The 21,540-nt window shown below is 73.4% G+C and carries 21 protein-coding genes and 1 pseudogene; 11 read left to right on the top strand and 11 right to left on the bottom strand.

The features are described 5' to 3' along the window. Positions 1-20: 20 nt before the first annotated feature. The gene (locus ACA511_RS25715) at positions 21-209 is read left to right on the top strand and encodes a hypothetical protein (RefSeq protein ID WP_375027165.1); all 189 of its coding nucleotides are present in this window, start codon (positions 21-23) and stop codon (positions 207-209) included. A gap of 60 nt (positions 210-269) precedes the next feature. Here the strand turns inward: ACA511_RS25715 and ACA511_RS25710 are convergent, their stop codons facing one another. After that, positions 270-1,025 (bottom strand): SDR family NAD(P)-dependent oxidoreductase, encoded by a 756-nt coding sequence (locus tag ACA511_RS25710; RefSeq protein WP_375027164.1) that lies wholly within the window; start codon positions 1,023-1,025, stop codon positions 270-272. A 343-nt stretch (positions 1,026-1,368) separates the two neighbouring features. On the opposite strand from ACA511_RS25710, the gene ACA511_RS25705 reads away from it, so the two are divergent. Further along, positions 1,369-1,941, top strand: coding sequence for a glycoside hydrolase family 25 protein (locus ACA511_RS25705; protein ID WP_375027163.1), 573 nt, complete (start codon positions 1,369-1,371; stop codon positions 1,939-1,941). A gap of 350 nt (positions 1,942-2,291) precedes the next feature. Here ACA511_RS25705 and ACA511_RS25700 read toward each other — a convergent pair whose 3' ends face one another. Further along, complete coding sequence (locus ACA511_RS25700; RefSeq protein WP_375027162.1) at positions 2,292-3,275, bottom strand: ArsR/SmtB family transcription factor; 984 nt, start codon at positions 3,273-3,275, stop codon at positions 2,292-2,294. A gap of 198 nt (positions 3,276-3,473) precedes the next feature. Between ACA511_RS25700 and ACA511_RS25695 the strand changes: the two genes are divergently transcribed. Beyond that, on the top strand, positions 3,474-4,460 hold the full coding sequence (locus ACA511_RS25695) for an alpha/beta hydrolase (RefSeq protein WP_375027161.1): 987 nt from the start codon (positions 3,474-3,476) through the stop codon (positions 4,458-4,460). A gap of 46 nt (positions 4,461-4,506) precedes the next feature. Here ACA511_RS25695 and ACA511_RS25690 read toward each other — a convergent pair whose 3' ends face one another. Continuing rightward, positions 4,507-5,373, bottom strand: a complete 867-nt coding sequence (locus ACA511_RS25690; protein ID WP_375027160.1) for an SDR family NAD(P)-dependent oxidoreductase — start codon at positions 5,371-5,373, stop codon at positions 4,507-4,509. A gap of 97 nt (positions 5,374-5,470) precedes the next feature. Beyond that, a complete protein-coding gene (locus ACA511_RS25685) occupies positions 5,471-6,142 on the bottom strand; it encodes a PaaI family thioesterase (RefSeq protein WP_375027159.1) in 672 nt (223 codons plus the stop codon). Positions 6,143-6,255: 113 nt separating this feature from the next. Between ACA511_RS25685 and ACA511_RS25680 the strand changes: the two genes are divergently transcribed. Continuing rightward, complete coding sequence (locus ACA511_RS25680) at positions 6,256-6,945, top strand: hypothetical protein (RefSeq protein WP_375027158.1); 690 nt, start codon at positions 6,256-6,258, stop codon at positions 6,943-6,945. A gap of 22 nt (positions 6,946-6,967) precedes the next feature. Here ACA511_RS25680 and ACA511_RS25675 read toward each other — a convergent pair whose 3' ends face one another. The 6 genes from ACA511_RS25675 to ACA511_RS25650 all read right to left on the bottom strand — a co-directional run bounded on the left by ACA511_RS25675 (position 6,968) and on the right by ACA511_RS25650 (position 11,689). Further along, positions 6,968-7,237: a metal-sensitive transcriptional regulator gene (locus ACA511_RS25675; protein WP_375027157.1), complete on the bottom strand. Its 270-nt coding sequence runs from the start codon at positions 7,235-7,237 to the stop codon at positions 6,968-6,970. Positions 7,238-7,321: 84 nt separating this feature from the next. Then, the gene (locus ACA511_RS25670; protein WP_375027156.1) at positions 7,322-7,660 is read right to left on the bottom strand and encodes a hypothetical protein; all 339 of its coding nucleotides are present in this window, start codon (positions 7,658-7,660) and stop codon (positions 7,322-7,324) included. A gap of 40 nt (positions 7,661-7,700) precedes the next feature. Further along, positions 7,701-8,516 carry an SAM-dependent methyltransferase gene (locus ACA511_RS25665; protein ID WP_375027155.1) on the bottom strand — a complete coding sequence of 272 codons (816 nt, stop codon included), beginning with the start codon at positions 8,514-8,516 and terminating at the stop codon, positions 7,701-7,703. Positions 8,517-8,844: 328 nt separating this feature from the next. Then, positions 8,845-9,636 (bottom strand): citryl-CoA lyase, encoded by a 792-nt coding sequence (locus ACA511_RS25660; protein WP_375027154.1) that lies wholly within the window; start codon positions 9,634-9,636, stop codon positions 8,845-8,847. Positions 9,637-9,658: 22 nt separating this feature from the next. Continuing rightward, a complete protein-coding gene (locus ACA511_RS25655; RefSeq protein ID WP_375027153.1) occupies positions 9,659-10,855 on the bottom strand; it encodes a CaiB/BaiF CoA transferase family protein in 1,197 nt (398 codons plus the stop codon). Between the two features lie 30 nt (positions 10,856-10,885). Continuing rightward, entirely contained in the window at positions 10,886-11,689 is an 804-nt protein-coding gene (locus ACA511_RS25650) for an IclR family transcriptional regulator (RefSeq protein ID WP_375027152.1), read from the bottom strand. A gap of 387 nt (positions 11,690-12,076) precedes the next feature. On the opposite strand from ACA511_RS25650, the gene ACA511_RS25645 reads away from it, so the two are divergent. From ACA511_RS25645 to ACA511_RS25615, 7 genes are all read left to right on the top strand, one after another. After that, positions 12,077-13,558 carry an aldehyde dehydrogenase family protein gene (locus ACA511_RS25645; RefSeq protein WP_375027151.1) on the top strand — a complete coding sequence of 494 codons (1,482 nt, stop codon included), beginning with the start codon at positions 12,077-12,079 and terminating at the stop codon, positions 13,556-13,558. Next, positions 13,555-14,556: a zinc-binding dehydrogenase gene (locus ACA511_RS25640; RefSeq protein WP_375027150.1), complete on the top strand. Its 1,002-nt coding sequence runs from the start codon at positions 13,555-13,557 to the stop codon at positions 14,554-14,556. The genes ACA511_RS25645 and ACA511_RS25640 overlap by 4 nt, the downstream gene beginning before the upstream one ends. After that, positions 14,553-16,376, top strand: coding sequence for a thiamine pyrophosphate-binding protein (locus tag ACA511_RS25635; protein ID WP_375027149.1), 1,824 nt, complete (start codon positions 14,553-14,555; stop codon positions 16,374-16,376). Before ACA511_RS25640 ends, ACA511_RS25635 begins: the two co-directional genes overlap by 4 nt. A gap of 66 nt (positions 16,377-16,442) precedes the next feature. After that, positions 16,443-17,600: an ABC transporter substrate-binding protein gene (locus ACA511_RS25630; RefSeq protein ID WP_375027148.1), complete on the top strand. Its 1,158-nt coding sequence runs from the start codon at positions 16,443-16,445 to the stop codon at positions 17,598-17,600. Positions 17,601-17,706: 106 nt separating this feature from the next. Next, positions 17,707-18,576: a branched-chain amino acid ABC transporter permease gene (locus ACA511_RS25625; protein ID WP_375027147.1), complete on the top strand. Its 870-nt coding sequence runs from the start codon at positions 17,707-17,709 to the stop codon at positions 18,574-18,576. Beyond that, the gene (locus ACA511_RS25620) at positions 18,573-20,432 is read left to right on the top strand and encodes an ATP-binding cassette domain-containing protein (protein ID WP_375027146.1); all 1,860 of its coding nucleotides are present in this window, start codon (positions 18,573-18,575) and stop codon (positions 20,430-20,432) included. Before ACA511_RS25625 ends, ACA511_RS25620 begins: the two co-directional genes overlap by 4 nt. Further along, positions 20,429-21,202, top strand: coding sequence for an ABC transporter ATP-binding protein (locus tag ACA511_RS25615; protein ID WP_375027145.1), 774 nt, complete (start codon positions 20,429-20,431; stop codon positions 21,200-21,202). The genes ACA511_RS25620 and ACA511_RS25615 overlap by 4 nt, the downstream gene beginning before the upstream one ends. Positions 21,203-21,370: 168 nt before the next feature. Here the strand turns inward: ACA511_RS25615 and ACA511_RS25610 are convergent. Continuing rightward, positions 21,371-21,517: pseudogene (locus ACA511_RS25610) on the bottom strand (ThuA domain-containing protein); the annotation flags it as partial. Positions 21,518-21,540 lie beyond the last annotated feature (23 nt).

The raw sequence follows: 21,540 nt of genomic DNA, 5'->3' as shown, positions 1-21,540 counted from the left end.
GGGGAGTAGCCCGGGACATCGTGCGCGACGCCGCCGACCTCCTGCTCACCCGTGCTCAGCAGGCCGGCGCGGTCCGTCCCGACGTCACCGCGATCCAGCTGCTCAAGCTCGCCAACGGCATCGCGTTCAGCGCCGAACGCGAACCCGACGGCGACGAGCAGGCCGAGCGACTGCTCTCCCTGGCCCTGACCGGCCTGCGCCCCGCCTGACCGCGCCGCCCCCGGCCGCTGACGCGGCGGGGGAGGTGCGGCGCCCGCGCGGACGCGGACTCAGCGCAGTTTGATCGCGCCGCCGTCGGCCATGACGGTCTGCCCGGTCATGTACTGGGCGTCGTCGCTCGCGAGGAACGCGACGATGGGGGCGACGTCCTCGCCGGGGTCGCCGAAGCGGCCCAGGGGCACCTTGGCCGCGGACTGCGCGTACTGCTCGGGGCGGGCCTCGGCCCACTGGGCCACCCCCGCGGTGAGGGCCATCGGGCAGACCACGTTGACGCGGATGTTCAGCGGCGCCCACTCGTTGGCCACCACACGGCTCAGCCCCCGGATGGCCTCCTTCGCCGCCGCGTAGGAGGCCTGGTTGGGCTGGCCGTCCAGCCCGGCCCCGGAACCGAAGTTGACGACCGCGGCGTTGCCGGTCTTCCTCAGCTCCGGCAGGGCGGCGAGCATGAAGTTGCGGGTGGCGTACAGGCCGGTGTCCATGGCGAGGTTCCAGTCGTCGTCCGTCTGGTCCTCGAACGGCTTCTGCCGCGACGCGCTGGCGTTGTTCACCAGGACGTCGAGTCTCCCGAACCGTTCGACGGCGGCCGCGACGGCCGCGCGGGCGACGGCGGGGTCGGAGACGTCACCGTGCAGAAAGGCCACGGCATCGCCCAGTTCCCGGACGAGCTCCTCTCCGGCGTCCTGCTGCAGGTCGACGGCGACGACTCGGGCGCCGCGCGCGACGAACAGCTTCGTGACGGCCACTCCGATGCCGGAGGCGCCGCCGGTGACGATGGCCGATTTCCCCTGCAGGCTGCGATCTGCCACAGCGTTCCTTCCTTTCGCGTGCGCCTGCGGCGCAGGCCGTGCCCCAGAACGGACAAAGCTCTGGGGGTCCCAGGGCCGAGGCGGAGCCGGTACCCGTCCGGGACGAGGGCGCCCCGCCCCGCTCGCCGCCCAAGATCGGGCGGAGGATCCAGGTCAGTTGTATCCGGTCTCCCCCTGCGGCCCGGGTGGCGGGGGTGCGCGCGGGCGAGCGACTACCGGCAGGTCGGGCGCTCCTGCGGCCCGGCCGGAACAAACGGGTTTGTTGCCTGCCGGTGTGTAGGCGGGGTCGGCGGCGGGGGTATCCGTGAGGCGAGGGGTCGGCGCGAGACCCGAAAGGGATGTCATGCTGCACGGCGTCGATGTGTCCTCCTACAACCCCTCCTACGACGCGGACGGGCTGGACTTCGTGATCGTCAAGGCGACCGAGGGCCGCTCCTACACCAATCCCGAGCGTGCCAAGCAGGCCGCGCGAGCCCGCGACGCCGGCTGCGTGGTGGGCTTCTACCACTTCCTGCACGGCGGCCGGGGTCTGCGGCTCGCCCGGATCTCGGCCCAGGCCCGGTACTTCGTCGAGCACTGCGGCGCCGAGGACGGCGACTTCCTGGCCCTGGACTGGGAGACCGATCCGCGCGGACGGCGCGCCACCAGCGCCCAGAAGGACAAGTTCCTGCGCAAGGTGAAGAAACTCCGTCCCGGCCACCGCGTGATCCTCTACTGCAACCGCGACCTGTGGACCAGGAAGGACACCGGCGACTACAACGCCGACGGACTCTGGATCGCCGACTACCGCAAGGCGGGCCACCCGCTCATCGATGACGAGTGGCTGTTCCACCAGTACACCTCCAAGCCGCTGGACAAGAACGTCGCCAAGTTCAAGAGCCGGGCCGCACTGAAGGAATGGGCGTCCGGGGCCTGACGCGCACCGCTCGGACACTCGGCTCCGTACTGGCGGCAGGGTTTCGCCGCCCGATCGGACGCCGGCCGAGAGCTTGATCCCCCGCCGCTGACCCGCCGCCCCCAGGTCACCGACGCCGCCATCGGCACGCCGAGAACGGTCGCGCGCCGCCGAGGTGCTCGACGCGCCGGGCCGGGGAGCCCGACGTACGCGCTGGCGCAGTGGCGGGGCGGCCCGGTCGGGGAGGCGTTGGCCGATCACGTGCGGGCGGTGCCGGACGTCGAGGCCGCGGTGGCGGAGTGGGCCGGGGACACGGAGGAGGACGAGGGGCCGCGGTGTTCGCGTCCCGCTGAGTCCGACGGGCATGGCGCTCACGGGGGTCTCAGGAGGTGCCGGCCCCGGCCGGTCAGGCGGTGCACGACGTGGGCGCCGTCCCGCTCGCTGTGCACCAGGCCCGCGTCCCGGAGCACCTTCAGGTGACCGCTCACCGTGGACGCGGGCATGCCGAGGCGGACGGCGACCGACCCCGTCGTGAACTTGACGGTCAGGGCGCTGAGCACCCGGGCCCGGCCGGTGCCCAGCAGGGTGGCGAGCGCGTCCGCGTGGCGGGTCCCGGGCTCCCGCGGCTCGCCGCGGACCGGGTAGACGACGACCGGCGGCAGGCTCGGGTCGGCGATCGCGATCGGCGCGGTGTGGCAGAAGAAGGACGGGACCAGCCGGACGCCGCGTCCGACCAGCCGCAGGTCGGCGTTCACCGGGTACGGCGCGGTGAGGACGGGGTCCCGCCACGTGAACGGGGCGAGGGTACCCAGCATCGCCACGGGTCCGCCCTCCAGCGTCTCCATCCGCCTCTCCCAGTCGGCGGCGACGGTGGCCTCGACCTCGCTCCAGTCCGGCGCGATCAGCCGGGTGTGGAAGTGCAGGACGGCGTCCGCGACCTGGTCGAGCAGGGCGCGGTCGCCCGAGGCGAGCCGCCGGGTCCAGCCGGGGAGCGTCCGGTACCGGGCCGCCTCGCGCAGTTCGCGGGCCAGCCGGGCGCCGGGCGTGGCGCGCAGCGTCTGCAGGGCGGCCGCCATCCCCTCCGCCGACTCGGCGGGGGTCAGGAAGTCGGGGAAGTAGGCGGCGTCGGCGGGCGCCAGGTCCCGGAGGAGCCGGGACGCCGCGCGCAGGTCGTCGTCCCGCAGCCGCTGCACGGCCCGGCGCCGCCACGGGTGCAGCCGCCGGGGCAGCCGGGCGAGGGACGTGGTGAGGACGTGGAGACCGAGGAACGCCTCCCAGACGGGATCGGCGGACCTCGCGAGCCGCACGTGCCGGAAATCGCGGTCGCTGAAGTGAACGCGCAGGACGCCGCCCATCGCCCAAGGCTAATCAGCGGCGGTCACGAGGGGATTTCGACTGTGCCCGAATACCTCCGCCGCGTTCCGTCCGCCGGGCTCTTACCATCCGCCGCATGCCGCATCGTCCCCCGCGTCTTCGAGCCGCGGCTTCGGGCGTCCCCTCCCGTCGCACTTCTTCCGGGCCGATGCAAGGAAGTCCCCCATCAGGAGGTTCGGGTGAGCCAGTCGAAAATCTCCCGCCGGCAGGTGCTGAAGACCGCCGGCGGCGTGACCGCCGCGGCCGCGCTCGGCGGCGCGGGCGTCATCGGATCCGCCACCGCGGCCCGCGCGGCCGGTGACGGGTTCGGCCTGCGGATCGTCGACCGCAACGAGAGCGATCCGCGCATGAAGTACTACCGTTTCGCCACCGACGCGATCGGATGGGACCCCGGGGTCAACGTCCTCCTCCCCGGCGACTACGCGAGCGGGCGGCGCTACCCCGTCCTGTACCTGTTCCACGGCGGCGGCCTCGACCAGGACTTCATCACCTTCGACCGGTGGGGCATCCGCTCCATCAGCGCCGGCAAGCCCGTCATCATCGTCATGCCCGACGGGGGCCACGCCGGCTGGTACAGCAACCCCGTCTCCTCGAACGCGGGCCCCCGGAACTGGGAGACGTTCCACATCGCCCAGCTCCTGCCCTGGGTCGACGCGAACTTCCGCACCTACGCCGAGTACGACGGACGCGCGGTCTCCGGGTTCTCCATGGGCGGCTTCGGCGCGCTGAAGTACGCGGCGAAGTACTACGGCCACTTCGCCTCCGTCAGCGCCCACTCCGGCCCCGCGAGCCTGCGCCGCGACGCGGGACTCGTCGTGCACTGGGCGAACGTCAGCTCCGCGGTCGCCGACCTCGCGGGAGGCACCGTGTACGGGGCGCCGCTGTGGGACGAGGCCAGGGTCACCGCCGACAACCCCGTGGAGCGCGTTCCCAGCTACCGCGGCAAGCGGGTCTTCCTGGTCGCCGGGACCAGCCCCGACCCGGTGAACTGGGCCGACTATGTCAACGAGACCCAGGTGCTCGCCGGGCAGCGCGAGTTCCGCGCCCGCCTCGGCGACGCCGGGATCCCGCACGAATGGCACGAGGTGCCCGGCGGTCACGTCCTCCGCGAGGACCTGTTCCGCCGCGACCTCGACGGCGTCATCGGCCGGCTCCGCAAGGCGTGACCGAGCACGTCCCTGGAGGTCTGCGAGCCGGACGGCGGCGGGCCGGCTACCGGTCCGTCTCGATCAGCGCGGCGATCTCGTCGGGGGTCCACGGCGGGGAGGCGCCGTGGTCCCGCCAGGTGAGGTACTGCTCGACCGGACGCGGGAACTCGCCGATGTAGCCGCCCGCGCCGACGAACACCCGGCCCGTGACGGCGGCCGACTCGGTGCTCGCCAGGAAGAGGTAGAGCTGCGCGACGTACTCGGCGGGCGGCGGCGCCTGCGCTCCGGCGTACATGAGGTCGCCGAGGATGCCCCGCCGGTGCAGCCGTTCGATGCCGGCCTCGTAGTCCGGCCCGCTGGACAGGCGCGTCGCCGCGCCGGGGCAGACCGCGTTCACCCGGACGCCGTGCTCCCGGAGCTCGGCCGCGAGCGCGTAGGTCAGGCTGTTCACGCCGCCCTTGCCCGCCGGATAGCCGGTTCCCCCGAAGGTCCCGGTGAACGCGTGCGAGCTGGTGTTGACGATCCAGCCCCGTCCCGCCTCGGCCATGAGCGGGGCGAAGGCCCGGCACGTCAGGAAGGTCGCGTGGAGGTGGACGTCGATGAGGGAGCGCCAGTCGTCCACCGCGATGTCCAGGATGGAGGACGCGGCGGGCTCGGCGGCGCCCGCGCAGTTGACGAGGACGTCGGGCGTCCCGAGCTCCCGCGCCGCGTCGAGCAGCGAGCCGGCGACGGCGGGGTCGGCGGCGGAGCCGGGCACGCCGACGACCCGCGCCGACGCGCCCAGTGCGGCGACGGCCTCGTCGAGGACCGCCTGATCGCGTCCGTTGAGCACGACGGACGCTCCGGCGTTCGCCAGCGCGCGGGCGACCTCGAGACCGATGCCGCGGGACGACCCGGTGACGACGGCGACGCTGTCCGCGAGCGACCTCATGAGGCGTCGGCCCCGGACCTCGGTGAGAGGGGCATGGCGGGGACTCCCTTCGGGCGCGACCACGGCCGTCAAGGCATAGTGGCCTCTATGTGCTCGACTATTCGCGGGGGGCGTCGCCCATCCCCGCCGGCTGGATGAACACCCCGTCCGCCTCGACGGTCACCCCGTCGGCGTCGGAGATCGATCCGGCCACGAACACCTTGCGCCCCTCTTCGCGGACGATGCTCGCTTCGAGGCGGAGCGGGCCGAGGGGCGTGCCGCGCCGGTACCGCGTGGTGAGCGTTCCGGTGAAGGTCGTCCGGCGCATCGCGGACGCCGTCACCCCCATGATGTGGTCGAGGAGCATCGCGGAGACGCCGCCGTGCACCAATCCCGGAGGGCCCTCGTAGGCCGCGCCGAGGACCAGGTCGGCGTGGCATCCCGCCGGGGTCTGGACGACGCGGAGGGGCGGGGCGACCGCGTTCGCCGCGCCCACCACGGCATTGCCCCAGTTCCAGACCCGGACCTCGCCGTTGTACCTGACGCCCGCGGGGCCGGGCAGCTGGTCGGCGCGCAGCCGGGCGACGAGTGCGGCGACGTCCTCGCGGACGCGGTGGACCTCGTCGTCGTCGACCGTCGTGCGGATCGTGGCGTCGATCAGTTCGCGGACGGTTCCCGCCAGCGACTCCAGCACCGCTTCCCGGCGGTCGATCTCGTGGGTCGGCGTGTCGTCGCGGACGAAGCCGCCGACGCTCACCGCGGACGCTTCGGGGAAACGGCGGCTCGTCATACGCCCGACCGTATACCGGACGTACTGACCCCGCCAAACATTACATAGATGTATCTATGCCGAATGTGGCGACGTCGCCCTCCTCGCCGGGCCGCCCGATCTACAATCGCCCCGTGACCGAGCCCTCGTCCGACCAGGGCGCGCAGCCGGACGGCCCCGCGGGCCCCAGCGCCACCGGCACTCCGCTGAACGCGCGGGGCGCCCGGCTCAACCGGCGCGGCCTGGAGACACGCGCCCGGGTGATCAGGACGGCGATCGGCATGCTCGCCGACACCGAGCACGGCGGCGAGGTCAGCGCCAACCTCGTCGCGAAGAGGGCCGGTGTCACCTGGGGCACGGTGCAGCACCAGTTCGGCGACGTCGACGGGCTCTGGGCGGCGGTCCTCGCGGACCTGGGGAGCCGGGGCGACATGCTGCCGTGGAAGGAGACGGACGACGGGTCCGTCGCCGAGCGGATGGGCCGGATCGTCGACGCCCTCTGGTCGGGGCTCGACTCGCCCACCGGCCGGGCGGTGGCGACACTGCGGAACCTGCTGCCCCGCAACACGGCCGAGTTCACCGAGACGTACCCGCGGACGGCCGAGCAGCTCACCCGCTGGGACCGCCGCTGGCGGCGCGCGTACGCGCGGGCGTTCCGCGGGCTCGTCGTCGACGCCTACCGGCTGGAGCGCGTGCGCCACCTGCTGCCCGCCGCCGTCCACGGCCTCTATCTGGAACAGCGCCTGAGCACCTGGACCGACATCGACGAGGCCCGCGCCGTGCTCGCCGAATCGATCGCCGGCTACCTCGAACGCCGGGACTGACGGCGTCCGGGAGGCGTCCGTCTCAGGCGAGGCTCATGAAGAGCTTCTCCAGCTGGGCGCGGTCCAGTTCGGCCTGCTCGGGATCCGTGCCCTCCTGGACGCACTTCTCCAGCCCGGTCGCGATGATCTTGAATCCGGCGCGGTCCAGCGCCCGTGAGACCGCCGCCAGCTGGGCGATCACGTCCTTGCAGTCCCGCTCGTTCTCGATCATCTGGATGACGCCGCCGAGCTGCCCCTGCGCGCGCCGCAGGCGCACGACGACGTCGGCCAGCGAGTCCGCCTCGAATTTCACGTAGCCCTCCCTCGATACCCACCAGGGTATAGGCCGGCCGGCGTCGGCGGGAGCGGCCGGCCGCGCACGAACTCCCGGACCGGCTCAGGGACCGATGCGGGGGTTGTCGAAGCGCGCCCACTCGGCGTCCCACAGCCGGTGGCGGCGCCGGTCGCAGCCGCGCCGCACCAGCCGGTAGAGGCCCAGCAGCGGCAGGGCCACGGCCGGCGCGGCGCCCGCCCCCGCCGCAACGGTCCGGGCGACCGTCCGTGAACGGGTCTGCGGCGGGACGTTCGACACGGTGCCGGGACCGGCCCAGACCGTGAGGCGGTCCCCGGCGCCCGTTCCACGCCGGGCCGTGAACTCGCCGGTCCGCCGCGTCCCGTCCGGCTCGATCCAGGCGACGGTGACCCGGTGCCGGCCGCGCCGCTCCTCGCTCCGCACCACGGTGGCGTCGACCGGGTGCCAGGCGCTGGAGCTCCGGTCAGGGCTTTCGGGCCACGCCGCACCACATGGGCAGCTGCCGGGCGGGGGCGACCCCGGGGCCGGGCCGCCATGCGGGCAGTTGCACCACTCCGGGCTCCAGCATCTCCAGCCCGTCGAAGAAGCGCGACACCTCGGCGCGGGTGCGGGGCGTGGCCTGTTCCTGCCGGGGCGCCCGCTCGTTGTAGCGCCGCATCGACTCGGCCACCTGCTCCGCCCCGATGTCGCTGGCGGGGTGCGAGAGCACGAGGTGGCTGCCCGGCGGCAGGGCCGCCAGCAGGCGGGCGGCGATCCCGTACGGGTCGTCGGCGTCGGCGATGTACTGCAGGACCGCCACCAGCATCAGCGCGACCGGCCGCTTCAGGTCCAGGGTCGCCGCGGCCTGGCCGAGGATGCCCTCCACGTCGCGCAGGTCGGCGTCCAGGTAGCCGGTGGCGCCTTCCGGCGTGCTGGACAGGAGCGCGCGGGCGTGCGCGAGCACGACGGGATCGTTGTCGACATAGACGACGCGGGACGCCGGCGCGGCCCGCTGCGCCACCTCGTGGGTGTTGTCGCTCGCCGGAATGCCGGTGCCGATGTCGAGGAACTGGTCGATGCCCACCTCGGCCGCCAGGTGATGCACCGCCCGCCCGAGAAAGGCCCGGTTGGCCCGGACCGCGAGCAGGATGTCGGGGTTGGCGGCCACGGCCTGCTCGGCCGCCTCGCGGTCGGCGGCGTAGTTGTCCTTGCCGCCCAGCCACACGTCGTAGACCCGTGCCGGATGCGCCGCCGAGGTGTCGATGCCCGCCGGCGCGCCGTCCGCTCGGTCGTCAGCCATGGTGCGACCCCCTTTTCCTTGGGGCCACACCCTAACCGTGGACGATGTGATGATCCCCGAGGTTCGCGGAATCGGGGCGGCTGCGGTGGCATGGTGCGATTTCGCCGAGTTCTATCAGGAGATCGACCCGGAGTCCTTCCGGTCCCCCCGCCGCGACGGCCTGGAAGCCTGGCTTGAGGGCAGGCTTCTGACGAAGGACGAAGACAGGCTCGCCCGCGTGGCCGACCTCGGTGGAGACGCCATCGGCTTCGCCGCCGCGGTGTTCGTGGCGCCGGACGAGGACGCCGATCGCCAGCCGGTTCGGGAGCCGAGACGTGCCGGTCGCCGGTCAGGGGCGGAGGTGGGCGGGCAGGATCGTGCGCGGCATGGGGCCCTTGTTGCGCCGGCCCTGCTGGGTCTCCTCCCACGCGTGGGCGAGGATGCCGATGCTGCGGCTCAGGACGAACAGGCCGCGGGCCAGCGGCGCCGGGAAGCCGAGTTCGGCGTAGACGACGGCGGTGGCCCCGTCGATGTTCATCGGCACCGGTCTCGCCCGTCCCTCGGCGAGGTGGGCCTCGACGGCGAGCCCGGCGCGGAGGTGGTCGCCCGCGACGATCCCGTCCCGGACGGCGTCCTCGACCAGGGAGAGCAGCGGGTCGCGGCGGGGGTCCACGGGATGGAAGCGGTGCCCGAAGCCGGGGAGGTAGCGCGGCCATCCGGCGATGACCTGTGCCGCGGCGGTCTCCAGGGCGGCGCCGGCGCGCTCCCGTTCGATGATCTCGTCCATGAGGAGGACGCATTGCTCGCCGGCGCCGCCGTGGCTGTCGCCGAGGGTGTTCACGGCGCTGGCGACCGCGCCGTTGAGGCCGATGCCGCAGGTGGCCGCCATCCGCGCGACGGCGATCGAGGGCGCCTGCGGGCCGTGGTCGACCGCGGCGACCAGGGCCGCTTCGAGCAGCGCGGCCTCGCGGGGGCCGGGCAGGTCGCCGCGGAGCAGCAGCCAGATCATCGGGGCGAGGCCGGTGGTCCCGATCAGGTCCTGGACGGGGCGGCCGCGCAGTTCGATGACGCCCGGTTCCATCCGGGAGATGCCGGTGGCCCACCATTCCGCGACGGCGCCCGTGGGGTCGATGTCGCTCACATTTGCCTCCTTGGTGGCGCGTTCAGTGCCCGGCCGCGTCCTCGGCCCGGGAGCTCCAGCGCGCCATGAGGGCGTCGCGTTCGTCGTTCTGCTGGCCGAGGAGCGGGGGCGGCGCGCCGGGACGGAGCGGCTCGCCGTCGTGCAGGACGCCGCCGCCGGTGACGCGGAGCATCCGCTCGGACCCGTCGGGGAACGGCAGGTCGGTGAAGAAGCCGCGGTGCCGGAGCTGGTCGAGTTCCACCGCCTGGGGGACGGTCGCGACGCGGGCGGCGGGCACCCCGGCGGCGCCGAGGACCTCCTCCCATTCGCGGGCCGGGCGGCGGCGGAGCGCGGCGTCGAGCTCCGCGGTGAGTTCGTCGCGGTGCTGCTTGCGGCGTTCCCGGTCGGTGAACCGCGGGTCGCGGAGGAGGTCGTCGCGGTCGACGAGCCGGCAGAGGGTCTCGAACTGCCGCTGCCGGTTGGCGGCGATGTTCAGCGGGCCGTCGAGGGCCTGGAAGGTGCCGGACGGGGCCGCCGTCGCGTTCTGCGTCCCCATCGGCTCGGGGGCCACGCCGCTGACGAGGTAGTTCGAGACGGCCCAGCCCATGGCGGAGATCGCGGACTCCAGCATGGACACGTCCAGGAACGTGCCCTCGCCGGTCGTGGCGCGTCCGGCGAGCGCGGCGGCGATGTGCAGTGCGGCGGTGAGGCCGCCGAGCGTGTCGCAGACGGGGAAGCCGACGCGCAGCGGCGCCGTGTCCGGGGTGCCGGTGACGCTCATCATCCCGGAGAGGCCCTGGACGACCTGGTCGTAGGCGGGGGCCTGGCTCATCGGGCCGGTCTGGCCGAACCCGGAGATGGCGCAGTAGACGAGGCGGGGGTTGAGTTCGCGCAGGCGCGGCCAGCCGAAGCCGAGGCGGGCCAGGACACCGGCCCGGAAGTTCTCCAGCAGGACGTCCGCGCCGCGGACCATGTCCTCGAAGCAGTCCCGGCCGGCGGCGTCCTTGAGGTCGATCTCGATGGACTTCTTGCCCGCGTTCTGGGCGAGGAAGGAGGCGCCGAGGCCCCGGCGGTTGAGCTCGGGGTCGGGGCCGAGGCGCCGGGCCAGGTCGCCCTGGCCGGGCACCTCGATCTTCACGATCTCGGCTCCCAGCAGCATCAGCTGGTAGCTGCAGTACGGTCCGGCGAGCACGTTGGTCAGGTCGAGGACCCGGACGCCGCTGAGCGGTCGCTTCTGCATGCGGTTGCTCCTTCTGGGGCCGTGCTGCGGTCAGTGCCTCGGGCTGAGCGGGTGGTCGAAGCCGCGTTCGGACAGCTCCTCGCCGACGCCGCGCAGGTCGCCGGCGAACCGCTCGACCTTCTCGTCCGTGAAGCGGACGGTGGGGCCGCTGAGGGAGAGCGCGGCCGCGACCCTCCCGGACCGTCCGGCGATCGGGACGGCCACGGCGGACAGGCCCTCCTCGCGCTCGCCGTGGCTGACCGCCCAGCCGCGGTGCGCCGCCTCCTCGATCCATTCCCGCAGGCGTTTGACGTGTCCCTCGCCGTAGGGGGAGCTGAGGGCGATCCGCTTCAGCAGGCTCTCCGGCGCGTCGAGGAGCAGGACCTTGGCGGACGCGCCGGCCCACAGCGGGAGTTCGTCGCCGACGTGGACGACGTGGCGCAGCGGCTGCGGGCTCTCCTGCTGGGCCACGCACACCCGGTAGATGTCGCGGATCATGTAGAGGTTGACGGTCTCGCGCTGCCGGGCCCCCAGTTCGCGCATGAACTGCCTGGTCTCCGGGGGCAGTTCCCAGCTGCTGCGCGCGAGGTGCGCCCAGCGCCACAGCCCCGGGCCGGCCAGGTAGCCGTTGGGCGCGGCCCAGAGGAGGCCGTTCTGCTCCAGGGTCTGGACGAGCCTGATCACGGTCGTCTTCGCGAGCCCGGTCGCCTCGATGATGTCGCGGACCGTCACCACGGGGCGCTCTTCGCTCAGCAGCGACATGATCTCCACGGCGCGCTGCACACTGCGCACGCCCTGGCCCGCGGACTCGGCGTCGGACGCGGTGCCGCCGCCCGGCGTGTTCGGTTTGCTCACCAGTACTCGCTTTCCCCGATCTCGTGCGGTCGCGGTGCGCGGACCCGCCCCGGCGTGGCCGGGGGAGAACGGACCGTACGTTACACGTAGTCCATACAGCGGTCTAGTTGGACCGTCAGTCGGATCATTATCGGACACTGGGAATTTTCGCCGCGCTCTTCCCCTGGTGACCTGGGTCACCTATAACTAACTCACTGGTTCGAACATTAGCGAGCCTCCGCCGGCGCCCGGGCGCAGGTCCGGGCTCGGGCGAGGGGATTCGGTGGCCGTGGTCGACCGGAAAATTCCGCGGTGGCGGCCCTTGTCAGCGGCGGGGCACGGGCCGTACGTTGACTCGAAGTCCGTTCAGTGGCACTTGAAGTCCGCTGAATGGTCCGGGAGGAATTGATGTTGGAAGCGATGCTCGCGTCCGGAGCCCAGGCCACCGTGGTGCGGGCGGGAGCCTTCGTGGACGGCGCCTGGCGCACCGCAGGTCCGCAGAGCGAACGCATCGGACCATATTTGCGGCGCCCGGTCAGTACGGCGCCGGTCACCGGGCCCGGCCACGTCCGCGACGTCCGCCGCTGCGCGCGGGCCGCCGCCCGGTCGGTGGCGCGGCTGGCCCCGGCCCACCGCGCGGAGATCCTGGAGCGGGCCTCGGCCGCCGCCGCGGGCAGGCGCGACGAGCTGGCCCGGCTGCTGGCACTGGAGCTGGGCAAACCCGTCAAGGACGGACGCGGGGAGATCGACCGCGTCGCCGACACCCTGGCCGTGTGCGCGGCGGAGGCGCGGCAGATCGGCGGGGACACCCTGCCCGTCGCCGGCTGGGCCAGAGGCGTCGGGAACACCGCCTTCACCTACCGCGCCCCCGCCGGCGTCGCCCTGGCGATCACACCGTTCAACGCGCCGGCCAACCTCCTCGCGCACAAGCTCGGCGCCTCGTTCGCCGCCGGCAACACCACCATCGTCAAGGCCCCGCCGCAGGCTCCCGCCGCCACCGCCGCCGTCGTGGCGCTGCTGATCGAGGCCGGGATGCCGCCCGAGGCGGTGCAGCTCCTGCACGGGGACGGCCGGGTCGGCGCCGAGCTGTGCGCCGCCGACGAGGTGAGCGTCATCAGCTTCACCGGCGGCGCCGCGACCGGGAACGCCGTGGCCCGGGCCGCGGGGGCCAAGCGGCTCGTCCTCGAACTCGGCGGGAACGCCGCCACCATCGTGTGCGAGGACGCCGACATCGCCGAGGCCGCCCGGGTCTGCGCGCGCACCGGATACACCAACTCCGGGCAGAGCTGCGTCTCCGTCCAGCGGGTGTACGTCCAGCGGCCGCGGTTCGCGGAGTTCCTCGACCACTTCACCGAGGCGGTCGCGGGCCTGACGGTCGGCGACCCCCTGGACCCCGCCACCGACGTCGGCTCGATGGTCGACGAGGACGCGGCGGAACGGGTCGTGCGGTGGAGCGCCGAGGCCGCCGCGTCCGGGGCCCGCGTCGTCCTCGGCGGGAGGCGCGACGGCGCCACCGCCCTGCCGACCATCGTCGCCGACCCGCCGGACGACGCCTCGGTCATCGTCCACGAGGTCTTCGGGGCGCTGGTCGCCGTCCTGCCCTTCGACGACCTCGACGAGGTGGTCGAGCGCTGCAACCGGAGCCGGTACGGCCTCCAGGCCGGCCTGTTCACCCGCGACCTCGACCGCATCGTCACCGCATGGCGGGACCTGGAGGTCGGCGGGCTCGTCGTCAACGGCTCCTCGAACCTCCGGCTCGACCACGTCCCCTTCGGCGGCGTCAAGGACTCCGGCTTCGGGCGGGAGTCGCCGCGCTGCATGATCGAGGACTACACCGTCGTGAAGACGATGGTGCTGCGCGGCACCTCCCTGTGGGGCGGACGCCCGTGAAGGCCGTCGCGCTCGTCTCGGCCGGGACGGTGAAGGTCCTGGAGGACCGGCCCGAGCCGTCCTGCGGCCCCGGCGACGTCATCGTCGCGGTCCGGGGCGTCGGGCTGTGCGGCTCCGACCTCGCGGTGGTCGGCGGCCGCCGGCCGGTCCCCGCGTTCCCCTGGATCCTCGGCCACGAGGCGTTCGGCGTCGTCCTCGCCGCGGGCCGCGACGTCACGGACCGGCGCCCCGGCCAGCGGGTCGTCATCGAACCCAACTACCCCTGCCTGTCCTGCGGGCCGTGCCGGTCCGGCGCCACCGCCGGATGCCCGGACCGCCGCGCCGCGGGCATCACCGAGCCCGGCCTGCTCGCCGAGCGGGTCGCCGTCCCGGCCCCGTTCGCCTGGCCCGTCCCCGAGAGCTGGGACGAGGCGGACGTGATCTGCGTCGAGCCGCTCACCGTCGCCCTCAACGCCGTCCGGATGAGCGGGCTCGGACCCGGGGACGACTGCCTCGTCCTCGGCGCCGGCTCGCAGGGGCTGCTGGTGGTGCTCGCCGTCCTGCACGCCGGGGGGCGGCCCTTCGTGGCCGACCCGCACGGCGGGCGGCGCGACCTGGCGCTGCGGCTGGGCGCGCGGGACGCCGCGGACGCCGGGCCGGAGGCGTCCTTCCCCGTGGTCGTCGAGACCTCGGGCGTCCCCGAGGCGTTCGAGGAGGCGGTGCGGCGGACCGCGTCCGGCGGCGCGCTGATCGTCGTCGGGCAGAGCACCCGGCCCGCCCGCGTCCCGACGTTCACGCTGGTGCAGCGGCGGATGACCGTCCGCGGCTGCCTCATCTACGACCACCCCGCGGGCTTCGCCCGCACGATCGCGACGCTCGGCGTGCACGACCTGCGTCCGGGCCGGGTGCTCCGCGAGCGATTCGACCTGGCGCAGGCCCCGCAGGCGTTCGCGCGGGCGTCCGCCGTCGCCGGCAAGACGTGGATCGGCCTGCCCCGAACCGAGGAGATGAGCGCATGACCGTCGAGGCCCCGGCCGCAACCGTGTCCGCAGCCGAGTCGCTGGTCCGCCTGCTGGAGGACTACGGGGTGGAGTACGTCTTCGGCACCTGCGGGCACACCAACATCGCCCTGCTGGACGCGCTCGGCCGCAGTCCCGTCACCTTCGTCATCGCCCGCCACGAGCAGGCCGCCGCGCACGCCGCCGACGGCTACGCCCGCGCGTCCGGGCGGCCCGGCGTCCTGCTGCTGCACGTCGGGCCCGGGATGATGAACGCCGTCACGGGGGTCGCCACCGCCGCCATGGACTCGGTACCGCTGATCGCGATCTCCGGCGACGTGCCGTCCTACTACCGGGGCAGGCACCCGCACCAGGAGGTCAACCTCCACGCGGACGCGGACCAGACCGCGATCTACCGGCCGTTCGTCAAGCGCGCCTGGCACGTGCACCGCGCCGAGGACCTGGCGCGGTTCACCGAACGGGCCTTCTGGACCGCCACGTCCGGGCGTCCGGGCGCGGTGCTGCTCAACGTGCCGATGGACCTGTTCTCGCGGGAGGTGGCCGCCGCCGCGCGCCCGCTGCCGGAGCGCCCGGCCGCCCCCGGCCTGCCCGCGCCGGTGGCGCGGCGGATCGCCGCCCGGCTGGCCGGGGCCGAGCGCCCCCTGATCTACCTCGGCGGCGGGCTGCGCGGCGCGGCCGGGCGGGACGCGCTGCTCTCGCTCGCCGGGCACCTGGACATCCCGATCGCGCACTCGCTGATGGGGAAGGGCGCCGTCCCGGACGACCACCCCCTCCTCCTCGGCATGCCGGGCTTCTGGGGACTGGAGACCACCAACGACTACGCGCGCGAAGCCGACGTCGTCCTCGCCCTGGCCACCCGGTTCGCCGAGACCGACGCCAGCTCCTGGGAACCGGCCTACACCTGGAACCTCGGCGGCGGCCCCGGAACCGGCCGGCTGATCCAGGTCGACATCGACGCCGCCGAGATCGGGCGCAACTACCCGGTGGAGATCGGCGCCGTCGCCGACGCGACGCTCGCCGTCCAGGCGATCGACGAGGCGGTGCGCGAGCTCCGGCCGGACCCGGTCTCCCGGTCGGCGCTGCGCGAGCGGATCGGCCACGCCCGGTCCGCGCTGTTCGCCGGGAGCCGGGAGCGGGGCCGCTCCGACGACTTCCCGCTCCGGCCCGAGCGCATCCTCGCCGACCTGCGGGACGCGCTGCCGGACGACGCCGTGCTGGTCACCGACGTCGGCTGGAACAAGAACGGCGTCGCCCAGTGCTACGAGCTCCCCGCGCAGGGCCGCTTCATCACCCCGGGCGGGGCCTCCACGATGGGCTTCGGGCCCGCCGCGGCCGTCGGCGTCCAGATCGCGCGGCCGGACCGCGTCGTGGTCGCGCTGGTCGGCGACGGCGGGATGAGCGCGCAGCTTCCGGCCGTGCCGATGGCCGTCGAGCAGGGCCTCCCGGTGGTCTTCGTGGTGATGAACAACCGCGCCCACGGCACGATCGCGGACCTGCAGGCGGCGAACTTCGGCGCGAGCTACGGCTGCGAGTTCCGCGACCCCGGCGGCGAGCCCTACAGCCCGGACTTCGCGGCGCTCGCCCGGGCGTGCGGCGCCGACGGATACGAGATCTCCACGCCCGGCGACCTGGCCTCCGCGCTGCGGTCGGCGATCACCCGCCGGCGGCCCGCGGTCCTGGACGTCCCCATGGTCAACGAGCCGGTGCCGACACCCGGGCACTGGAACATCACCGACATCTACCAGGGTGTCCTCCCCGGCGACGGCGGCCACCGCCGCGAGGTCGCCCAGTCCGCCGATCGGAACCCGAACGGCGGCTAGCCGCACCGACCGGCGCCCCCGCGGCGCCGCCCACCCCCCGACGTCCCACCCATCGAGGTGACATCCATGCTCGAACGTTCACGACTCCGCTTCCGCGCTCTGGCCGCCGGAGTGCTCGCCCTGGGCCTCGCCGCGGCCTGCGCGGCGCCCGGAGAGTCCGACGACGCGGACTCCGCCGGCACCGGCCCGATCAAGATCGCCCTCGTCGACGCGCAGAGCGGGCAGCTCAGTTCGCTCGGGAAGTGGGAGCACAAGGGCGCCAAGCTGGCCGTCGACGAGTGGAACAAGGCCGGCGGGATCAACGGCCGCCAGGTCCGGCTCGACGTGTTCGACGACCAGGGCGACCCCACCGTCGGCACCAACATCGCCCGCAAGATCGCCAGCCAGGACTACCTCGCGATGCTGGGCACCGCGGAGAGCGCCGTCACGATCGCCATGGCGCCGACGCTGCGGACGGAGGAGATCCCCAACATCGCGTCCGGGCAGTCGCCGGGCATGATCGCGCTGAAGAGCCCCTTCCTCTTCCTGAACGGACCGACGAGCACCACCTACGACGAGACGCTCGCCAAGTACGTCGTGGACGACAAGAAGATGAAGAAGATCGCGATGATCAGCAACAACGGCGCCTACGGCAAGGGGGAGCACGACGCGTTCCTCAAGACGCTGGCCGACCGCGGCATCGAGCCGGTCGCCGACCAGGTCGTCACCGCCGACCAGAAGGACTTCAGCGCGCAGCTCACCAAGATCCGGCAGAAGGCGCCGGAGGTCGTCTTCCTCGGCGCCGAGGAGGTCGAGTCCGGGCTGATCGTCAAGCAGGCCCGCGACCTCGGCATCGACGTGCCGTTCGCCGGCGCCGCGCCGCAGGGCACCCCCGTCTACATCGAGACGGCCGGCGCGGAGAACGTCGAGGGCACGATCGTCAGCTCGCCCTACCTGAGCAACGACGGCTCGGCGGCGGCCGAGAAGTTCGCGGCCGCCTACAAGGCCGCCTACGGGGAGGAGGCCGAGATGCACGGCGCCAAGGCCTACGACGGCGCCCAGATCCTGCTCACCGCCTTGAAGAACAGCAACGTCGCCACCGGGAAGAAGCTCGCGGACGCGATCCGGGCCGTCAGGCACAAGGGCCTGCTGGGCGACTTCGCCTACGACGACACCGGAGTCGGCATCAAGGCCACCAAGATCGGGATCATCAAGGACGGCAAGCTCGTCCAGGCCGGCGGCTGACCGCCCCGACGACACGGACGAACGACGGCGGCCGGCCCCCGGTCCGGCCGCCCTGCCCCTCGTCCCCGTGCCGGCGCCCCAGCCGGCCCGCCTCAGAAAGAGAACCATGCAGGTCTTCCTACAGACACTGATAGGCGGACTGAGCCTCGGCGCGATCTACGCCCTCATCGCGATGGGGTTCTCCCTCGTCTACCGCACCATGGGGCTGGTCAACTTCGCGCACACCGACGTGCTCATGATCGGCGCCTACGCCGCGTCCACGTTCTACATGTCGGCCAGGCTGCCGTTCGCCGTCGCCATGGCCCTCGCCATCGCGGTGACCGGGCTGATCGGCCTGTTCATCGAGCGGGTGCTGCGCCCGCTGGAGAACAAGGACTTCACCCTGATGCTGATCGGCACGATCGGCTTCGGGATGGTCCTGCAGGCGGTCGCCGTCCTGATCTGGGGGGCGACCGGCCGCGCCGTCTCCTCCCCGGTCGGCGGGGCGCCGCTGGAGTTCGCGGGCCTCCGCGTCCGCACCTACGACCTGGTCGTCCTGCTCGTCGCCGCCGTCGCGGTGGTCCTGCTCGTCGGCTTCCTGCAGCGCACCAAGATGGGCGCGGCCATGCAGGCGGTCGCGATGGACCACGAGGCGGCCACCGCCGTCGGCATCCACGTCGGCCGCAGCAACGCCATCGCGTTCGCGATCGGCGCCGGGCTCGCGGCCCTCGCCGGCGGGCTCGTCGGCCCGCTGCTGTACGTGAACCCGACGATGGGCGGGACGATCGGGATCAAGGGGTTCGCGGCCGCGATGCTCGGCGGCTGCGGCAACATCCCCGGCGCCATCGCCGGCGGGTTCGCCATCGGGGTCCTGGACTCCTTCGCCGCGGGGCACTTCCAGGGGTACTCGGAACTGGTCGTCTTCCTGGTGTTCACCGCGGCCATCATGATCCGCCCGACCGGCCTGTTCGGAGAGATGACGGTGAGCCGGGCATGAACGCGCTCCTCCGGCACCCCCGCGCGCCGCGGCTCGGGGCGATCGCCGCCCTCGCCGCCGCGGCCTGGCTGCTGCCGTACCAGCTCGGCGGCTACGCGATCCACGTCGTCAACATCTCGCTGGTCTTCGCGCTGCTGGCGATCGGCATGGGCCTCGCCATGGGCATCGCGGGCCAGATCAACCTGGCGCAGATCGCCTTCTTCGGGGTGAGCGCCTACGCGACCGCGATCCTCACCACGCACAGCGGGCTCGGCTTCTGGGCGGCCGCGGCGCTGGCGATGGCCGCCTCGGCGGTGATCGGCCTGCTGGTCGGGATCCCGGCGCTGCGCATGCAGTCGCACTACCTCGGCATCGTCACGCTCGGGCTCGCGCTCGGCTTCATCAACTGGGCGACGAACGCGGAGATCGCCGGCGGCGCGGAGGGCATCTCGGCCATCCCCGTCCCGCCGATGTTCGGCATCGACCTGTCCAGCGAGTACCTGTACTACTACCTAGAGGTGGTGGTGTTCGCGCTGGCGCTCGGCTTCGGCGTGTTCGTCGTCCGGACGGGCCTCGGCCGCCGGATGATGGCGATGCGGGACGACCCGCTCGCGGCGGGCTCGGTCGGCGCCGAGATCCCGCTGCTGCGGATGACCGCGTTCATGCTGTCCAGCGTGTTCGGCGGCCTCGCGGGCGTGCTGTACGCGGGGCTGATCCGCTACGTCGCGCCCGACACCTTCAGCATCGCGAACATGTTCCTGCTGCTGGCGATGGTCGTGATCGGCGGGCGGCAGAGCCTGGTCGGCTGCGTCGTCGGGGCGGTCGGGCTGACGCTGATCCGCGAGCAGCTCGTCGGCTACCCGACCTACGCCCAGCTCGGCTTCGGCACCGTCGTGGTGCTCATGGTGGTGTTCGCGCCCACCGGTCTCGCGGGCGTCCCGGCGCGTATCAAGGCCGTGCTGGACCGCAGGCTCGGCAGGTCCGCCGACCGGGCCGCGCTGCGCCCCTTCCGGCCCTACGAACCCGCCGAGCCCGCCGAACCCGCCGAGCCCGGCGCGGAACCGACGGCCGGGACGCCGATGCTGGAGGTCCGCGAGATCGCCAAGCACTTCCGGGGGCTGAAGGCGCTCAAGGACGTCTCCCTCACGGTGGAGCGCGGCGAGATCCGCGGCATCGTCGGCCCGAACGGGTCCGGCAAGACGACCCTGTTCAACGTCATCAGCGGCTTCTACCGGGCGTCCGGCGGCAAGGTGCTGCTGGACGGGCGGGTCGTGTCCGGGGCCCGCCCGTACCGGCTGTCCATGCTCGGCGTGGCCCGCACGTTCCAGAACCTCCGGCTGTTCGGGGAGCTGACCGTCCGCGACAACCTGCTGGTCGCCCTGGACCGGACGCGCACCTACGCGATCTGGCGCTACCTGCTGTGGCCGGTCGGGATCTGGCGGCACGAGCACCGGCTCCACCGGCAGGTCGAGGACCTGCTCGAACGCTTCGGGCTGGCCGAGTTCGCCGGCGCGGCGCCGGGCGCGCTGCCGTACGGCATCCAGCGCCGCATCGAGATCGCCCGCGCGATGGCGGGCTCGCCGCGGCTGCTCCTGCTGGACGAGCCTGCGGCGGGCCTGAACGGCGAGGAGGTCCGCCAGCTCTCGGAGATCGTGCGCTCCATCCGCGGCAGCGGGGTCACCATCGTGCTCATCGAGCACAACATGGGCCTGGTCATGTCGCTGTGCGAGCGCGTGACCGTCCTCGCCGGCGGCACGGTGATCGCCGAGGGCACGCCCGCCGAGGTCGCGGGCGACCACGCGGTGATCGAGGCCTATCTCGGCGATTCCGCCATGGCCGGCATGCCCCTCCCGAGTCCCACCGAGGTGAGCCCGTGAACGCCGACACGACCGAGACCGGTGCCACCGCCCCCAGGACGTCGGCCGGGCCCGACCCGGCGACGCTGACGGTGGCGGACCTCTCCGTCCACTACGGGGGGGTCTGCGCCGTCAGATCGATCGGTTTCACCGTGGCGCCGGGCCAGTCGGTCGGCATCATCGGCGCGAACGGGGCGGGCAAGACGTCCACGCTGAAGGCGCTGATGGGCCTGGTGCCCCGCAGCGGCGGGACCGTCACCTTCGGCGACACCGACCTGACGAGGGTCAAGGCCCGCGACGTGGTCCGGCACGGCATCGGCTACGTGCCCGAGGGACGGCACGTGTTCCCGGGGCTCACCGTGGAGAAGAACCTGCTGCTCGGCGCCTACGCCCGCGCGTGGCGCGGCGCCGAGACCAAGGAGGCTCTGGCGGAGGTCCACGAGCTGTTCCCGGTGCTGGGGGAGATGCGGTCGCGGCTCGCCGGCGCGCTGTCGGGCGGCCAGCAGCAGATGCTGGCGATCGGCCGGGCGCTGATGGCGCGGCCGCGGCTGATCCTCCTGGACGAGCCGTCCATGGGGCTGTCGCCGAAGCTGGTCGAGGACATCCTCGCGGTCCTCGTCCGGCTGCGCGAGGAGGGGCTGAGCCTGCTGCTCGTGGAGCAGAACGCCAAGCTGACGTTCGAGGCGACCAGCGACTGCGTGGTCATGGAGAACGGCGAGGTCGCCATGACCGGCGCCTCGCGCGACCTCCGCGACGACGTCCAGGTCCGGCGCATCTACCTGGGCCTGTAGCCGGCGCTCGCCGGGGGGCGGGGGGAGGACCCGTCCACCGGCGAGCGCGCTCGCGGCCGGACGCGCCGCTACCGGCAGAAGGGCTTCCTGCCCATGGCCGACTCGATGCCGTTCAGGAGGAGGTGCTGGAACTCCCCGGCTCCGGCGAAGCCCGTGGTCGTAGTAGTTGGCGCCGCCGAGGAGCCCTTCGTACCAGGGCCAGTTGTACTCGGTGCCGAACGCGCTGTGGACGCCGACGAAGCCGCCGCCCCCGCGGACGTACTGGCGCAGCGAGGTCTGGGCCGCGTCGTCGAGGGTGTCGCGGGTGGTGCTCATGAAGGCGACGGCGCCGAGCACAC

The sequence above is a fragment of the Actinomadura sp. GTD37 genome, from assembly GCF_041951365.1.
Classification (GTDB): domain Bacteria; phylum Actinomycetota; class Actinomycetes; order Streptosporangiales; family Streptosporangiaceae; genus Spirillospora.
The sequence above is the reverse complement of the archived record's forward strand: the minus strand, read 5'-3'. Positions and strand labels throughout refer to the sequence as shown.

Bases quoted from the DNA above. Each gene is read 5' to 3' on its own strand.
- ACA511_RS25705 (WP_375027163.1), top strand. From the start codon at position 1,369: ATGCTGCACGGCGTCGATGTGTCCTCCTACAACCCCTCCTACGACGCG.
- ACA511_RS25700 (WP_375027162.1), bottom strand. From the start codon at position 3,275: ATGGGCGGCGTCCTGCGCGTTCACTTCAGCGACCGCGATTTCCGGCAC.
- ACA511_RS25690 (WP_375027160.1), bottom strand. From the start codon at position 5,373: ATGAGGTCGCTCGCGGACAGCGTCGCCGTCGTCACCGGGTCGTCCCGC.
- ACA511_RS25685 (WP_375027159.1), bottom strand. From the start codon at position 6,142: ATGACGAGCCGCCGTTTCCCCGAAGCGTCCGCGGTGAGCGTCGGCGGC.
- ACA511_RS25665 (WP_375027155.1), bottom strand. From the start codon at position 8,516: ATGGCTGACGACCGAGCGGACGGCGCGCCGGCGGGCATCGACACCTCG.
- ACA511_RS25655 (WP_375027153.1), bottom strand. From the start codon at position 10,855: ATGCAGAAGCGACCGCTCAGCGGCGTCCGGGTCCTCGACCTGACCAAC.
- ACA511_RS25645 (WP_375027151.1), top strand. From the start codon at position 12,077: ATGTTGGAAGCGATGCTCGCGTCCGGAGCCCAGGCCACCGTGGTGCGG.
- ACA511_RS25635 (WP_375027149.1), top strand. From the start codon at position 14,553: ATGACCGTCGAGGCCCCGGCCGCAACCGTGTCCGCAGCCGAGTCGCTG.
- ACA511_RS25630 (WP_375027148.1), top strand. From the start codon at position 16,443: ATGCTCGAACGTTCACGACTCCGCTTCCGCGCTCTGGCCGCCGGAGTG.
- ACA511_RS25625 (WP_375027147.1), top strand. From the start codon at position 17,707: ATGCAGGTCTTCCTACAGACACTGATAGGCGGACTGAGCCTCGGCGCG.
- ACA511_RS25620 (WP_375027146.1), top strand. From the start codon at position 18,573: ATGAACGCGCTCCTCCGGCACCCCCGCGCGCCGCGGCTCGGGGCGATC.